Source organism: Alkalicoccobacillus gibsonii, from assembly GCF_016798245.1.
In the GTDB taxonomy this organism is placed as follows: Bacteria; Bacillota; Bacilli; order Bacillales; family Bacillaceae_D; genus Alkalicoccobacillus; species Alkalicoccobacillus gibsonii.
Window position 1 is genome coordinate 38,138 of record NZ_JAEUZA010000008.1, and the last position, 14,238, is coordinate 52,375.

26 protein-coding genes are annotated in these 14,238 nt (G+C 42.9%); all 26 read left to right on the plus strand.

What is annotated here, in order from left to right; genetic code table 11:
* Positions 1-2: 2 nt before the first annotated feature.
* The 26 genes from rplP to truA all read left to right on the plus strand — a co-directional run bounded on the left by rplP (position 3) and on the right by truA (position 14,111).
* The gene (gene rplP, locus JNO66_RS19575; RefSeq protein ID WP_203090892.1) at positions 3-437 is read left to right on the plus strand and encodes a 50S ribosomal protein L16; all 435 of its coding nucleotides are present in this window, start codon (positions 3-5) and stop codon (positions 435-437) included.
* Positions 427-630 carry a 50S ribosomal protein L29 gene (rpmC, locus tag JNO66_RS19580; protein ID WP_203090893.1) on the plus strand — a complete coding sequence of 68 codons (204 nt, stop codon included), beginning with the start codon at positions 427-429 and terminating at the stop codon, positions 628-630. Before rplP ends, rpmC begins: the two co-directional genes overlap by 11 nt.
* A gap of 16 nt (positions 631-646) precedes the next feature.
* A complete protein-coding gene (rpsQ, locus tag JNO66_RS19585; protein ID WP_203090894.1) occupies positions 647-907 on the plus strand; it encodes a 30S ribosomal protein S17 in 261 nt (86 codons plus the stop codon).
* A gap of 34 nt (positions 908-941) precedes the next feature.
* On the plus strand, positions 942-1,310 hold the full coding sequence (gene rplN, locus JNO66_RS19590; protein WP_203090895.1) for a 50S ribosomal protein L14: 369 nt from the start codon (positions 942-944) through the stop codon (positions 1,308-1,310).
* Between the two features lie 45 nt (positions 1,311-1,355).
* On the plus strand, positions 1,356-1,667 hold the full coding sequence (gene rplX, locus JNO66_RS19595; protein WP_203090941.1) for a 50S ribosomal protein L24: 312 nt from the start codon (positions 1,356-1,358) through the stop codon (positions 1,665-1,667).
* A gap of 28 nt (positions 1,668-1,695) precedes the next feature.
* The gene (gene rplE / locus JNO66_RS19600; RefSeq protein ID WP_203090896.1) at positions 1,696-2,235 is read left to right on the plus strand and encodes a 50S ribosomal protein L5; all 540 of its coding nucleotides are present in this window, start codon (positions 1,696-1,698) and stop codon (positions 2,233-2,235) included.
* Between the two features lie 29 nt (positions 2,236-2,264).
* Entirely contained in the window at positions 2,265-2,450 is a 186-nt protein-coding gene (locus JNO66_RS19605; protein WP_203090897.1) for a type Z 30S ribosomal protein S14, read from the plus strand.
* Between the two features lie 29 nt (positions 2,451-2,479).
* Positions 2,480-2,878: a 30S ribosomal protein S8 gene (gene rpsH / locus JNO66_RS19610; RefSeq protein WP_203090898.1), complete on the plus strand. Its 399-nt coding sequence runs from the start codon at positions 2,480-2,482 to the stop codon at positions 2,876-2,878.
* A 32-nt stretch (positions 2,879-2,910) separates the two neighbouring features.
* A complete protein-coding gene (gene rplF, locus JNO66_RS19615; RefSeq protein ID WP_203090899.1) occupies positions 2,911-3,447 on the plus strand; it encodes a 50S ribosomal protein L6 in 537 nt (178 codons plus the stop codon).
* Between the two features lie 30 nt (positions 3,448-3,477).
* Positions 3,478-3,840, plus strand: coding sequence for a 50S ribosomal protein L18 (rplR, locus tag JNO66_RS19620; RefSeq protein WP_203090900.1), 363 nt, complete (start codon positions 3,478-3,480; stop codon positions 3,838-3,840).
* Between the two features lie 24 nt (positions 3,841-3,864).
* Entirely contained in the window at positions 3,865-4,365 is a 501-nt protein-coding gene (gene rpsE / locus JNO66_RS19625; RefSeq protein WP_203090901.1) for a 30S ribosomal protein S5, read from the plus strand.
* A 14-nt stretch (positions 4,366-4,379) separates the two neighbouring features.
* Complete coding sequence (gene rpmD / locus JNO66_RS19630) at positions 4,380-4,568, plus strand: 50S ribosomal protein L30 (protein ID WP_203090902.1); 189 nt, start codon at positions 4,380-4,382, stop codon at positions 4,566-4,568.
* Positions 4,569-4,599: 31 nt separating this feature from the next.
* On the plus strand, positions 4,600-5,040 hold the full coding sequence (rplO, locus tag JNO66_RS19635; RefSeq protein WP_203090903.1) for a 50S ribosomal protein L15: 441 nt from the start codon (positions 4,600-4,602) through the stop codon (positions 5,038-5,040).
* Positions 5,040-6,335 (plus strand): preprotein translocase subunit SecY, encoded by a 1,296-nt coding sequence (gene secY / locus JNO66_RS19640; RefSeq protein WP_203090904.1) that lies wholly within the window; start codon positions 5,040-5,042, stop codon positions 6,333-6,335. The genes rplO and secY overlap by 1 nt, the downstream gene beginning before the upstream one ends.
* A gap of 64 nt (positions 6,336-6,399) precedes the next feature.
* Entirely contained in the window at positions 6,400-7,050 is a 651-nt protein-coding gene (locus tag JNO66_RS19645; protein ID WP_203090905.1) for an adenylate kinase, read from the plus strand.
* Entirely contained in the window at positions 7,047-7,793 is a 747-nt protein-coding gene (map, locus tag JNO66_RS19650; protein WP_203090906.1) for a type I methionyl aminopeptidase, read from the plus strand. Before JNO66_RS19645 ends, map begins: the two co-directional genes overlap by 4 nt.
* Positions 7,794-7,956: 163 nt before the next feature.
* Positions 7,957-8,175 (plus strand): translation initiation factor IF-1, encoded by a 219-nt coding sequence (gene infA / locus JNO66_RS19655; protein WP_035395681.1) that lies wholly within the window; start codon positions 7,957-7,959, stop codon positions 8,173-8,175.
* Between the two features lie 68 nt (positions 8,176-8,243).
* Positions 8,244-8,357 (plus strand): 50S ribosomal protein L36, encoded by a 114-nt coding sequence (gene rpmJ / locus JNO66_RS19660; RefSeq protein WP_143850501.1) that lies wholly within the window; start codon positions 8,244-8,246, stop codon positions 8,355-8,357.
* Between the two features lie 22 nt (positions 8,358-8,379).
* A complete protein-coding gene (gene rpsM, locus JNO66_RS19665) occupies positions 8,380-8,745 on the plus strand; it encodes a 30S ribosomal protein S13 (protein WP_203090907.1) in 366 nt (121 codons plus the stop codon).
* Between the two features lie 22 nt (positions 8,746-8,767).
* Positions 8,768-9,160, plus strand: coding sequence for a 30S ribosomal protein S11 (gene rpsK, locus JNO66_RS19670; RefSeq protein ID WP_203090908.1), 393 nt, complete (start codon positions 8,768-8,770; stop codon positions 9,158-9,160).
* Positions 9,161-9,323: 163 nt separating this feature from the next.
* On the plus strand, positions 9,324-10,268 hold the full coding sequence (locus tag JNO66_RS19675; RefSeq protein WP_203090909.1) for a DNA-directed RNA polymerase subunit alpha: 945 nt from the start codon (positions 9,324-9,326) through the stop codon (positions 10,266-10,268).
* 137 nt (positions 10,269-10,405) lie between these two features.
* Positions 10,406-10,768: a 50S ribosomal protein L17 gene (gene rplQ, locus JNO66_RS19680; protein ID WP_203090910.1), complete on the plus strand. Its 363-nt coding sequence runs from the start codon at positions 10,406-10,408 to the stop codon at positions 10,766-10,768.
* A gap of 102 nt (positions 10,769-10,870) precedes the next feature.
* Positions 10,871-11,704 (plus strand): energy-coupling factor transporter ATPase, encoded by an 834-nt coding sequence (locus JNO66_RS19685; protein WP_203090911.1) that lies wholly within the window; start codon positions 10,871-10,873, stop codon positions 11,702-11,704.
* Complete coding sequence (locus JNO66_RS19690; protein WP_203090912.1) at positions 11,680-12,543, plus strand: energy-coupling factor transporter ATPase; 864 nt, start codon at positions 11,680-11,682, stop codon at positions 12,541-12,543. The genes JNO66_RS19685 and JNO66_RS19690 overlap by 25 nt, the downstream gene beginning before the upstream one ends.
* The gene (locus JNO66_RS19695) at positions 12,543-13,334 is read left to right on the plus strand and encodes an energy-coupling factor transporter transmembrane component T family protein (RefSeq protein ID WP_203090913.1); all 792 of its coding nucleotides are present in this window, start codon (positions 12,543-12,545) and stop codon (positions 13,332-13,334) included. The genes JNO66_RS19690 and JNO66_RS19695 overlap by 1 nt, the downstream gene beginning before the upstream one ends.
* 12 nt (positions 13,335-13,346) lie before the next feature.
* Positions 13,347-14,111 (plus strand): tRNA pseudouridine(38-40) synthase TruA, encoded by a 765-nt coding sequence (truA, locus tag JNO66_RS19700; RefSeq protein WP_203090914.1) that lies wholly within the window; start codon positions 13,347-13,349, stop codon positions 14,109-14,111.
* Positions 14,112-14,238 lie beyond the last annotated feature (127 nt).

Below are 14,238 nucleotides of genomic sequence, written 5' to 3' on the forward strand. Positions count from 1 at the left end.
TCATGTTATTACCTAAACGTGTTAAATATCGTCGCGAACATCGCGGAAAAATGCGTGGACGTGCAAAAGGTGGTACTGAAGTTCATTTCGGTGAGTTCGGACTACAAGCTACGGAAGCTTCTTGGGTGACTAACCGTCAAATCGAAGCTGCTCGTATCGCAATGACTCGTTACATGAAACGTGGTGGTAAGGTTTGGATCAAGATCTTCCCTTCTAAACCATACACTGCTAAGCCTTTAGAAGTACGAATGGGTTCTGGTAAAGGGGCACCTGAAGGATGGGTTGCCGTTGTGAAACCGGGTAAGGTTATGTTTGAAATTTCTGGAGTATCTGAAGAAGTTGCTCGTGAAGCTCTTCGTCTTGCCTCTCACAAATTACCGCTCAAAACTAAGTTTGTAAAACGTGAAGAACTGGGTGGTGACGCAAATGAAAGCTAATGATATCCGTAATTTAACCACTGCTGAGATTGAAAAACAGACTCAAACATTGAAAGAGGAGTTATTTAACCTTCGCTTTCAACTAGCAACTGGTCAATTAGACAATCCTTCTCGTATCCGTGAGGTACGTAAAGGCATTGCTCGTACAAAGACCGTTTTGCGTGAGCGTGAGCTTGGAATTAATAACGGCTAAAGAGGAGGTTTGCTAAATGGAACGCAACCAGCGTAAAGTATATCAAGGTCGCGTTGTTTCCGACAAAATGGATAAAACCATTACGGTACTTGTAGAAACATACAAGAAAGACCGTTTGTACGGAAAACGTGTTAAGTACTCAAAGAAAATGAAAGCCCATGATGAAGAGAACACTGCGAAAACTGGTGATATCGTTAGAATCATGGAAACTCGTCCGCTTTCAAAGGACAAACGTTTTCGTCTAGTAGAAATCGTGGAAGAAGCGGTTATTATTTAATAAAAGCTCTTGATTTGAAGGGAGGTAAACTCATATGATTCAACAAGAATCCCGTTTAAAGGTTGCAGATAACTCTGGTGCTCGTGAAGTACTATGCATTAAAGTACTAGGTGGATCAGGTCGCAAAACAGCTAACATCGGTGACGTTATTGTTTGCTCGGTAAAACAAGCAACACCAGGTGGCGTTGTCAAAAAAGGTGAAGTTGTTAAAGCTGTAATCGTACGTTCTAAAACAGGTGCTCGTCGTGCTGATGGTTCATACATCAAGTTTGATGAGAACGCAGCTGTAATCGTACGTGATGATAAGAGCCCACGTGGAACTCGTATCTTTGGACCAGTTGCTCGTGAACTTCGTGACAACCAATTCATGAAGATCGTATCTCTTGCTCCAGAAGTTCTATAAGTAACGATTGAATGTAAGACCCAGGGAGGTGCAAATATGTCAAACATGCATGTCAAAAAAGGTGACACTGTAATCGTGATCGCTGGTAAAGACAAAGGTAAGCAAGGAGTTGTTCTTGAAGCTTTTCCTAAGAAGAGCCGTGTGCTTGTTGAAGGTGTAAACCTTGTTAAGAAACACGCGAAGCCATCTCAGGATAATCCACAAGGCGGCATCCTTAACCAAGAAGCATCAATTCACTCATCTAACGTGATGCACGTTGATCCTAAATCAGGAGAGCGCACACGTATCGGATATAAAGAAGAGAACGGTAAAAAAGTACGGGTTGCAAAACGTTCTGGCGAAGCGCTAGACAAGTAATCAACACGTCTGAAAGGAGGACCTTTAAATGAGTCGTTTAAAAGAAAAGTACTCTCAGGAAATCGCTCCATCTCTAGTTGAGAAGTTCAAATACAGCTCAACTATGGCGGTTCCGAAGCTTGATAAAATTGTCATCAACATGGGTGTTGGTGAAGCTGTTTCAAATGCAAAAGCACTTGATAAAGCAGTTGAAGAACTAACTGAGATCGCTGGTCAAAAGCCAGTTATCACAAAAGCTAAGAAATCTATCGCTGGTTTTAAACTACGTGAAGGTATGCCAATCGGCGCTAAAGTTACACTTCGCGGCCAACGCATGTATGATTTCCTTGATAAATTAGTTAGTGTTTCTCTTCCACGTGTACGTGACTTCCGTGGGATCTCAAAGAAAGCATTTGACGGTCGCGGTAACTACACACTTGGAGTTAAAGAACAACTAATTTTCCCTGAAATTAACTACGATAAAGTAGATAAAGTGCGCGGAATGGATATCGTCATCGTAACGACAGCTCAAACAGATGAGGAAGCACGTGAGTTGCTAACTCAAATGGGTATGCCGTTTCAAAAGTAATTAAGTCTTCTTGATTAGGAGGGAACACATTGGCGAAAAAATCAATGATCGCAAAACAAAAGCGTAAGCCAAAATTCAAAGTGCAGGAATATACACGTTGTGAAAGATGTGGACGTCCGCATTCAGTTATTCAGAAATTTAAACTTTGCCGTATTTGCTTTAAAGAACTCGCTTATAAAGGTCAAATTCCTGGCGTTAAAAAAGCAAGCTGGTAATACCTAGAACGGGAAGGAGGTAATTAAACATGGTTATGACAGATCCTATCGCAGATATGCTTACTCGTATTCGTAACGCGAACCTAGTTCGTCATGAGAAGCTTGAGCTGCCTGCTTCAACAATCAAAAAAGAAATTGCCGATATCTTGAAGCGTGAAGGTTTCATTCGCGATTTTGAATATATCGAAGACAGCAAACAAGGTGTGATTCGTATTTTCCTTAAATACGGTTCGACTAACGAGCGTGTAATCACAGGCCTTAAACGTATCAGCAAGCCAGGACTTCGTGTTTATGCTAAAGCTGAGGAACTTCCTCGCGTACTTGGCGGACTTGGAATTGCGCTTGTATCAACATCAAAAGGCATTATGACAGACAAAGATGCTCGTCAACAGCAAGTCGGTGGAGAAGTACTGGCTTACGTTTGGTAAGAGTGTGTTTGAATCGAATGGAGGTGTAATGTATGTCCCGAGTTGGTAGAAAACCAATTGAAGTTCCTGGTGATGTTACAGTTACACTAGAAGGTACTTTTATTAAAGTAAAAGGTCCTAAAGGTGAACTGAGCCGCGATTTGCACCCGGACATGAAAATTAACGTTGAAGAAAAAGAGATCACGGTTGAACGTCCGTCTGATCAAAAAGAGCACCGTGCTCTTCACGGAACTACACGTAGCTTGATCAATAACATGGTTGAAGGTGTTACTAAAGGCTTCGAGCGTGGACTTGAGCTTGTAGGTGTAGGTTACCGTGCTTCTAAATCAGGAAACAAACTTGTTCTTAACGTTGGATACTCTCACCCAGTTGAGATCGTACCAGCTGAAGGTATCGAAGTTGAAGTTCCTTCTAACACAAAAGTAGTTGTAAAAGGGATCGATAAGCAAGCTGTTGGAGCACTCGCTTCTAACATCCGTGCTGTTCGTCTGCCTGAGCCTTACAAAGGTAAAGGAATTCGCTATGAAGGTGAAAATGTTCGCCGTAAAGAAGGAAAAACTGGTAAATAATTAATTAGCTAGCGAAAGGAATGACGTTTAATGATTACGAAGCCGAACAAGAATCAGGCACGTAAGAAAAGACACGCTCACGTTCGTCGCGCCATCACTGGTACGCCTGAACGTCCACGTCTTAACGTTTTCCGTTCTTCTAAGCACATTTACGCTCAACTAATTGACGATGTAAATGGTGTGACAGTGGCTCAAGCTTCTTCTCTAGATAAAGAACTTGGCCTTGAGAACGGTGCGAACAAAGAAGCAGCTGAAAAAGTTGGTTCTCTAGTAGCAAAACGTGCAGTGGAAAAAGGACACGAAACGATCGTCTTTGACCGTGGCGGATATATCTATCACGGACGTGTACAAACACTTGCAGACGCAGCGCGTGAAGCTGGTCTGAAATTCTAAGAAACAGATAAGGAGGGAAAATAAATGCGTCGTATTGACCCTAATACGTTAGAGCTTGAAGAAAAAGTCGTTACTGTTAACCGTGTAGCGAAAGTTGTAAAAGGCGGACGTCGTTTTCGCTTTGCTGCACTTGTTGTAGTTGGCGATAAAAACGGACACGTTGGTTTTGGTATGGGTAAAGCTCAGGAGGTTCCTGAAGCAATCCGTAAAGCTGTTGAGGACGCAAAAAAGAACCTTATCGAGGTTCCAGTTGTAGGTACAACACTTCCTCACCAAATTCTAGGACATTTCGGAGCAGGTAAAGTACTTCTTAAACCAGCTTCTGAAGGTACTGGAGTTATCGCTGGTGGTCCTGTACGTGCGGTACTTGAACTTGCTGGTGTAGGCGATATCCTATCTAAATCATTGGGATCTAACAACCCAATTAACATGGTACGTGCTACAATCCAAGGGCTATCAAACCTAAAACGTGCTGAAGAAGTTGCAAAACTTCGTGGCAAATCCGTAGAAGAACTCTTAGGATAAGGAGGGACATTTAAATGGCTAAGCAATTAGAAATTACCCTCACGCGTAGTTTGATTGGTCGCCCTGAAGATCAGCGCGTTACCGTTAACACGCTAGGCTTACGTAAAATGCACCAAACGGTTGTTCAACGTGATAACGTTGCGATCCGTGGTATGGTTAATAAAGTAAGTCACTTGGTAACTGTTAAAGAAATCGAAGCTTAATTAGCAATTTTTGAAAGAGGAGGTGTCGACATTGAAACTTCATGAGTTGAAGCCTGCAGAAGGTTCTCGTAAAGTTCGTAATCGCGTGGGCCGAGGAATTGGTTCTGGAAATGGTAAAACATCTGGTAAAGGCCATAAAGGTCAAAACGCACGTTCTGGTGGCGGAGTTCGTCCAGGATTTGAGGGTGGACAAAATCCACTTTACCGTCGTTTACCGAAACGCGGATTTACTAACCGTACTCGTAAAGAGTACTCTGTAATCAGTCTTGATGTACTTAATCGTTTTGACGCTGGTACAGAAGTTACACCTGAACTTCTTATCGAGTCTAAAACAGTTAAGAATGTTAAAGACGGAATTAAAGTACTAGGTAATGGTACGCTAGATAAAAAGCTAACTGTGAAAGCAAACAAGTTTTCAGCATCAGCAGTTGAAGCGATTGAGGCAGCTGGCGGAAAAACCGAGGTGGTTTAATGTTCCGGACGATCTCCAACATTTTCCGAGTGGGTGATCTGCGCCGTAAGGTTATTTTCACCCTTCTTATGCTCATCATTTTTCGTATCGGAAGCTTCATTCCAATCCCAGGTTCAAATAGCGAAGTATTAACTTTCTTTGATGAAGCGAATGCCTTTGGCTTTTTGAATACCTTCGGGGGAGGGGCGTTAGGAAACTTCTCGATCTTTGCAATGGGCATTATGCCATATATTACAGCATCCATCGTTGTACAATTGTTACAAATGGACGTGGTACCTAAATTCACTGAGTGGGCAAAACAAGGTGAAGCGGGCCGCCGTAAGCTGGCACAGGTAACTCGTTATGGAACGATCGTTATAGGTTTTGTTCAAGCACTAGGGATGTCAATCGGATTCAACTCACTTGCTCCTGGTCTGATCCAGAACCCGGGCATTATGACTTACGTCTTTATTGCTGTGGTTCTAACAGCAGGTACAGCCTTTCTTATGTGGCTGGGTGAGCAAATCACCGCAAATGGTGTTGGAAATGGAATCTCTATTATTATATTTGCAGGTATTGCAGCAGGGATTCCAAATGGTCTTAACCAGTTATATACATCTCAGATCGAGGGTGCGGGCGATGGGTTATTCCTAAGCATTATCACACTTCTTGTTCTGGCAATCGCTGTTCTTTTGATTATCGTAGGAGTTATTTATATTCAACAGGCTCTCCGTAAGGTTCCTGTTCAATATGCAAAACGTCAAGTGAATAATCGTGCAACTACAGGTGGCCAATCGACTCACTTACCATTAAAGGTAAATGCGTCTGGGGTTATTCCAGTTATCTTTGCTTCAGCTCTTTTCTACTTCCCTGGAACCATTGCTGGTTTCTTTGGAGCAGATAATGGCATCGCAAGAACGGTAGTTGATATCTTTACTCCTAGTAACCCGTATGGTGCGATTATTTTCGTTGTGTTAATTATTGCTTTTACGTACTTCTATACATTCATTCAGGTTAATCCGGAAAAGATGGCAGAAAATCTTAAGAAGCAAGGTGGATATATCCCTGGAATTCGTCCTGGAAAAACCACACAAAGTTACTTAACACGCATCTTATATCGTTTGACTTTTGTTGGTTCATTGTTCCTTGCTGCGGTTGCAATTATCCCTGTTATTTTCATTCAAATAATGAATCTGCCTGAAGCAATTCAAATTGGCGGTACAGGTTTACTAATTGTTGTAGGTGTAGCACTAGATACAATGAAACAAATAGAAGGGCAGTTAATCAAACGCTCATATAGAGGCTTCATTAAGTAAACATGCATCGGGGGTTAAACCCCGTTCGCTTGTTGTCGGGAGAACGGATGAGAGGGGACTCGTAATGAATCTAATGTTAATGGGACTGCCGGGTGCCGGTAAAGGGACTCAGGCAGAAAAGATCTCTAAGAAGTATGAGATTCCTCATATTTCGACGGGAGATATGTTCCGAGCTGCGATTAAAGATCAGACTGAACTGGGGATGGAAGCTAAGTCCTATATGGATGCAGGTAACCTAGTACCAGATGAGGTCACAATCGGTATAGTACGCGAGCGATTATCTCAGGATGATTGCAAAAAAGGGTTTCTACTAGACGGTTTCCCAAGAACAGTCGCTCAAGCAGAGGCACTTGAAAACATTCTTGCTGAACAAGGACGTACGTTAGATTACGTACTATATGTTCACGTTCCTGAGCAATTGCTTATGGATCGTTTAACAGGACGTAGAGTGTCTACATCTGGCCGCACCTATCATGTTCTTTTTAACCCACCAAAGGTTGAAGGAAAAGATGATGTGGATGGTAGTGATCTGATCCAACGGGAAGACGACAAACCAGAAACCGTTAAAAAGCGTCTAGAGGTAAATATTGCGCAAACACAGCCGCTTATTGACTTCTATACTGAGAAAGAGTATCTTCAAACGATACAAGGCGATCAAGAGATTGACCATGTATTTGAAGAGATTGATTCCCTGATAAAGGGACTCCATGCATGATTATTCTAAAAACCGAACGGGAATTAGAAATTATGCGCGAAGCTGGTCGAATTGTGGCACTGACTCATCAAGAGCTCAAGCCACATATTAAGCCAGGAGTCACTACAGGTGAACTCGATCAAATTGCTGAGAGATTCATTCGCTCTCACGGAGCAACTCCTTCATTTTTGGACTATAACGGATTTAAAGGCAGTGTATGTGCTTCAGTAAATGAGGAACTGGTACATGGTATTCCCGGTGAGCGGGTCTTAAAAGATGGCGATATAATCAGTCTGGATATTGGTGCCTACTATAATGGATATCATGGTGACTCAGCATGGACATATGCCGTTGGCTCTGTTAGTGCTGAAGACAGCAAGCTTTGTGAGGTTACAGAGGCTGCACTGTATAAAGGCTTAGAGCAAGCGAAGCCTGGTGCTAGAATCTCAGATATCTCGCATGCTATTCAGAATTATGCCGAACCTCTTGGATTTCAGATTGTAAGAGAGTATGTCGGACACGGAGTCGGGCAAAACTTACATGAAGATCCACAAATTCCAAACTACGGACCGCCTGGAAAGGGCACTCGCCTTAAGAAGGGTATGGTACTAGCAATTGAACCGATGATCAACGCGGGTTCGAGATATGTTCGAACACTTGAAGATAATTGGACGGTTGTTACGGTAGATGGCAAAAAGTGCGCTCATTACGAGCACACGATTGCAATAACAGAAACAGGCTATGAAATTTTGACAAAAGCTTGATTTTATCAGTGAATAGTCGATTTTAATAGGCTTTAATGTTATTATAGGAATGTTAGGGGTTTTTTGTTTCAAGGAGCAAAACCTCTTTTGATGAAACGTGCAATTTGAGGAATTACGTGCTAGTTGATATAGAACGATTTACTGAAGGGAGGAACCTTAGTACATGGCTAAAGAGGATGTTATTGAAGTAGAAGGAACGGTTATTGAACCACTTCCTAATGCAATGTTTCGTGTAGAACTTGAGAATGGTCACAAAATCCTCGCTCACGTATCAGGTAAGATTCGGATGCACTTCATTCGTATTCTTCCAGGAGATAAGGTCACGATCGAGCTGTCTCCATATGATCTGACACGTGGACGAATCACTTATAGGTATAAATAACATCAAACAAGCACTGGCGTAACGGATGTTACAGCTGTGCGCTTCCTTACAGGAGGGGGTTATCTGTTATGAAGGTCAGTCCATCGGTTAAACCAATTTGCGAAAAATGCAAAGTCATTAAACGCAAAGGTGTCGTAATGGTTATTTGCGAAAATCCGAAACACAAGCAAAAACAAGGTTAATTTATAAGGAGGTGCAGAACGTATGGCACGTGTTGCAGGTATTGATATTCCGCGTGATAAGCGAGTAGTAATCTCTCTTACTTACGTTTTCGGAATCGGTAAAGCAAAAGCTTCTCAAGTTCTAGCACAAGCTGGCGTATCAGAAGATACTCGAGTTCGTGATCTAACGGAAGAAGAGCTTGGTAAAATCCGTGAAGCTCTAGAAGCTCATCAAGTTGAAGGGGATCTTCGTCGTGAAGTTTCACTAAACATTAAACGTTTAATTGAAATTGGTTCATATCGAGGCATTCGCCACCGTCGTAGTTTGCCAGTACGTGGGCAAAACTCTAAAAACAACGCTCGTACACGCAAAGGTCCACGTCGGACTGTAGCGAACAAGAAGAAATAAGTAAAGGAGGTCGAGGATAACTATGGCTAAGAAAACGAATACTCGTCCAAAGCGCCGGCAGAAGAAAAATATTGAATCTGGTGTGGCTCATATCCGCTCTACATTCAATAACACAATTGTGACTATCACAGATACGCAAGGTAACGCGATTTCATGGGCTAGTTCAGGAGCTCTTGGATTCAAGGGATCTCGTAAATCTACTCCATTCGCTGCTCAAATGGCTGCAGAAGCTGCTGCTAAAACGGCAATGGAACATGGAATGAAAACAATTGAGGTTTCTGTTAAAGGTCCTGGAGCTGGACGTGAAGCAGCAATTCGTTCTTTACAGGCAATTGGACTTGAAGTTAACATGATCAAAGATGTTACTCCAGTTCCACACAACGGCTGCCGTCCACCAAAACGTCGCAGAGTGTAACAGAATCACTCGTTTGTATAGATTTCCTGTAAGTGTCAATAATGGATGAGACGATCACAATCCGATTGACCTGAAGGTGAAAGTTTGGATTTGCCTATGGGAAACCATTTAGGCAATCCTTGCGGTCTACCGGAGTTCGACGTTTTGAAGGAGGGTTTGTTTAATGATCGAAATTGAAAAGCCAAATATTGAAACGGTTGAAGTTAGTGAAGACGCAAAATACGGTAAGTTTGTAGTAGAGCCCCTTGAAAGAGGATATGGTACAACACTAGGTAACTCTTTGCGCCGCATTCTATTATCTTCTCTACCAGGAGCAGCGGTTACAGCTGTTCAGATTGATGGTGTGTTACACGAATTCTCAACGATTGAAGGCGTTGTGGAAGACGTTACAACAATCATTTTGAACCTGAAGAAGCTCGCTCTTAAGATCTACTCTGAAGAAGAGAAGACATTAGAGATTGATATTCAAGGTGAAGGAGTTGTCACTGCTGGTGACTTAACTCACGATAGTGATGTTGAAGTACTAAACCCTGATCTTCATATTGCTACATTGACAAAAGGTGCAAATCTGCACATGCGTCTATTAGCTAAACGAGGTCGTGGGTACGTATTGGCTGAAGGAAACAAGAATGACGATCAGCCAATTGGTGTTCTTCCAATCGACTCTATTTACACACCTGTTGCACGTGTAAACTATCAAGTTGAAAATACACGTGTAGGTCAAGTAACTAACTATGATAAACTAACCCTTGATGTTTGGACAGATGGAAGCACTCGTCCCGAGGAAGCTGTTTCTCTTGGTGCTAAAATCCTGAATGAACATCTCAATATTTTTGTAGGATTAACAGATCAAGCGCAAAATGCTGAAATCATGGTTGAAAAAGAAGAAGATCAGAAGGAAAAAGTACTTGAGATGACGATCGAAGAACTTGACCTATCTGTTCGTTCTTATAACTGTTTAAAACGTGCTGGCATTAACACGGTTCAAGAGCTGACACACAAAACAGAAGAAGACATGATGAAGGTACGTAACCTTGGTCGTAAATCATTAGAAGAAGTGCAAGAAAAGTTGGGTGAGCTAGGTTTAGGTCTTCGTAACGAAGAATAAGCCAGCCCCGGCCGTTTCTTTTACGGCTTCTATCTTTAATAAGCAACCGATACAATGGCGATTATATGCTGTTGTTAGGTGATTTTTTCATGTTAAGGACTCTGCTCCAACGAGCAGGCTAAGGGAGGGAAATACACATGGCATACGCAAAACTTGGACGTGATAGTGCTGGTCGTAAAGCATTGTTCCGTGATCTTGCTACAGATCTAATTATCAACGAGCGCATCGAAACAACGGAAGCAAAAGCGAAGGAGCTTCGTTCAATCGTTGAGAAAATGATTACTCTTGGTAAGCGTGGAGACTTGCATGCTCGTCGTCAGGCAGCTGCATTTGTTCGTCGTGAGGTAGCTGATAAAGAAACGAATCAGGATGCAATCCAAAAGTTATTCGCTGATATCGCACCACGCTACGAGGAACGTCAAGGTGGATACACTCGTATTCTTAAAATTGGACCGCGTCGTGGAGACGGTGCACCAATGGTATACATCGAGCTTGTATAACCTGTAACGTTTATATGAGGCGACTAAGGGCAGAAGAGACTGTGAGCATTATTGCTCTGACTCTATTGCCCTTTTTTGTATTCAAAAAAGGGAGCTGGGTGGATGGCTGTTCTACTAGATATCCAAGATCTGCACTTTCAATATCCGGGGGCTAGTCAACATGTGCTATCTGGTGTGAATGTCACGATTGAAGAAGGCGAGTTTGTGGCACTTGCTGGTCGAAATGGTTCTGGAAAATCAACTTTGGCACGAATCTTAAATGGACAACTCCAATCATCAGGCGGGTCCATCTTACTTGGTGGAGAAGCTCTCACTCCTACAGATAAACAAGCTCAGCGACGAAGGATCGGGTACGTGTTTCAGAATCCTGATCACCAATTTATTGGGGCAACCGTTTGGGATGATCTCGCATTTGGTTTAGAGAATCACTCGGTCCATCGTGAAAAGATGATTCAGCGTATGAATCATTATGTGCGATTGCTCCGCTTAGAGGACTTACTTCATAAGGCGCCTCATCAACTTTCAGGGGGACAGAAGCAGCGTGTCGGTCTGGCGGGAATCCTCGTCCTCAAACCAGACATCATTATTTTAGATGAAGCGACAAGTATGCTTGACCCTAAAGGACGACATGAAGTCATGGTGGCATTAAAAGAGATCTCGAGCCAAGGCATCACGATTTTAATGATCACTCATGATATGGAAGAAGTCCTGGAAGCGGATCGGTTTATCGTCATGCATCAAGGAAGCATTGTTGCTGACAACGTTCCACATGCGGTGTTTGATGATGAACGATTACTAGAAACAACAGGCCTAAAGCGACCATTTATTGTTGAATTGCAACAAGAGCTTAGTAAGGCTGGAATCACATTCGAGCAAGATTGTCACTCTGAAAAGGAGTTGATTGATCACTTATGCAGATACAATTTTCAGGTGTAGATCATTTGTACATGCCCAAAACCCCTTTTCAGCATCTAGCGTTAAGTCAGGTGAATGTAGAGATTCCTTCAGGTAGTTTTACTGTAATAGTGGGTCCAACTGGTTCAGGTAAATCTACACTCGTGCAGCATGTGAATGGACTGCTTTATCCAACAGAAGGCGAAGTTCAAGTAGGGGAACACAGATTAACATCTAAAAAAGATAAACGGTCTCTCCGCAAATTAAGAGAAGCAACTGGTTTTCTTTTTCAATATCCGGAGCATCAACTGTTTGAAGAGACAGTTGAGAAAGAATTAATATTCGGTCCAATGAACTTTGGTGTATCAAAAGAAGAGGCAGAAAGCAGGGCAAAAGAGGTTCTGCCTCAGGTTGGTCTTTCTACTGAGTTGCTTACACATTCTCCATTGAATCTATCAGGCGGTCAAATGCGTCGGGTTGCAATTGCATCCATCCTCGCACAGCATCCTAAGGTTTTAATTTTAGATGAACCGGCAGCTGGACTCGATCCGGAAGGCAGGCAGCGGATCCTAGATATGCTTTATACCTACCACATGAAGCATAAGCTAACCTCTATACTGGTTACACACCATATGGAGGATGCGCTACGCTTTGCAGATTATATGGTTGTGATGAATAAGGGATCGGTTTACTTGAGTGGCAAGCCAGAAGAGGTGTTCGGGCATGCCTCAGCAATAGAGTCAATTGGCCTTGAACTACCAGAGACCATTCGGTTTATGCAGCAATTTAAACTGGCTACGAATAAACAAGACGTTCCTTTTCTAAAAACGAGGGGCGAGGTTGTCGATTATATTGCTGAGTACAGGGGGCGTGTGGACTAATGGCTTATTCTATCATTGGTCAATATGTACCAACTGAATCCTTTATTCATCGTCTTGATCCACGCTCAAAGATTATTAGTGTATTCACACTGGCAATCGTATTATTTTTAGCAGGAACGTTTCCAACCTTGCTTTTTATGGCAGGGGTTAGCCTAGTCCTAGCTTATTTTACACGTATTCCATTCTACTACTATGTAAAAAGCATAAAACCGATTCTCGTTCTTATTAGCTTCTTTTTCTTATTTCATTTGATTTTTACTCGTGTTGGGACAGAATGGTTTTCGGTAGGAGCCATTGGGATCTATTCAGGAGGGGCAGCAAAAGGAGCCTTCGTTGCTCTAAGGATACTGACGCTGTTAATGTTTGCCTCTTTTCTGACCCTAACTACAAAGGTTACAGACCTAACAGATGGGTTAGAATGGTTACTTTCGCCTCTGACAAGACTAAAGATCCCTGTTCACGAAATGGTGCTGATGATGTCAATAGCCTTGCGTTATATTCCGATTCTGACAGAGGAAACCGATAAGCTGACAAGAGCACAAGCGGCAAGGGGAGCTGACATTAAATCAGGACCCATTCTATCAAGGCTAAAAGCGTTACAGCCATTACTTCTGCCACTTATCATCCAGTCGTTTAAGCGCGCAGATACGATGGCTCATGCGATGGAAGCACGAGGCTATCAGCTTGGAGGGAAGAGAACATCACTCAGGGAGTTAACATGGAAAAGGCTAGATACGTGGACGCTCGGCTTCACTTTTTTTGCAGCAGTTGGAATTATTTTAATGAAGTAAGGAGCAGGACGTATGCAACGAATTGCGTGTAAGGTTGAGTATATAGGAACCTCTTTTGCTGGATACCAGGTGCAACCAAATGGACGAACGGTTCAGGAAGAGCTTGAGCGTGCTCTTACAAAGCTTCATCGTGGAACCCCTGTTAAGGTCGTTGCTTCTGGACGAACGGATGCAGGCGTCCATGCGGTGGGTCAAGTCATTCATTTTGACAGTCCCATGAGTATTCCAGAGGACAGGTGGCCAAAGGCTCTGAATCCATTGCTTCCCGCAGATATTCGAATTGCAGCAAGTCAGCACGTCACGCAGTCCTTTCATGCACGATTCAGCACAACCGGGAAACAGTACCGTTACAAGGTAGTGACGCAGGAAGACGTTTTTATGAGAAATCGTGCTACGTATGTACCTGTATCACTTAATCTTGAAGCGATGCGAGAAGCTGCCCAGTTGATCGTAGGCACCTATGACTTTAGTTCATTTTGTGCTGCAAACACATCCGTTCAGGACAAGGTTCGGACTGTGACAAGATGCGAGATCATCCAGGATGGACGTGAGCTCGAATTTATTCTCGAAGGTAATGGTTTCCTATACAACATGGTACGAATTGCTGTAGGGACGTTACTGGAGGTTGGGACAGGGAAGAGGAGTCCGGCTGATATGGAAGGAATCATTGCAGCAGAGGATCGAAGCGCAGCAGGGAAAACCGCACCAGCGGACGGGCTTTATTTATGGTCTGTAACGTATGCGGAGCCTTTGTTTCAACAGGGTCAGAATTCATGAAACACCCGGCAGAGTTTTTACAAGATGGTATTGACTTTGCTTGCTAGATATTATATGATGTTAAATGGTAATTCTTAAGACCCACTAGCCCCGGGTTACGGAATGGTAAGTAACCAATATACATTCA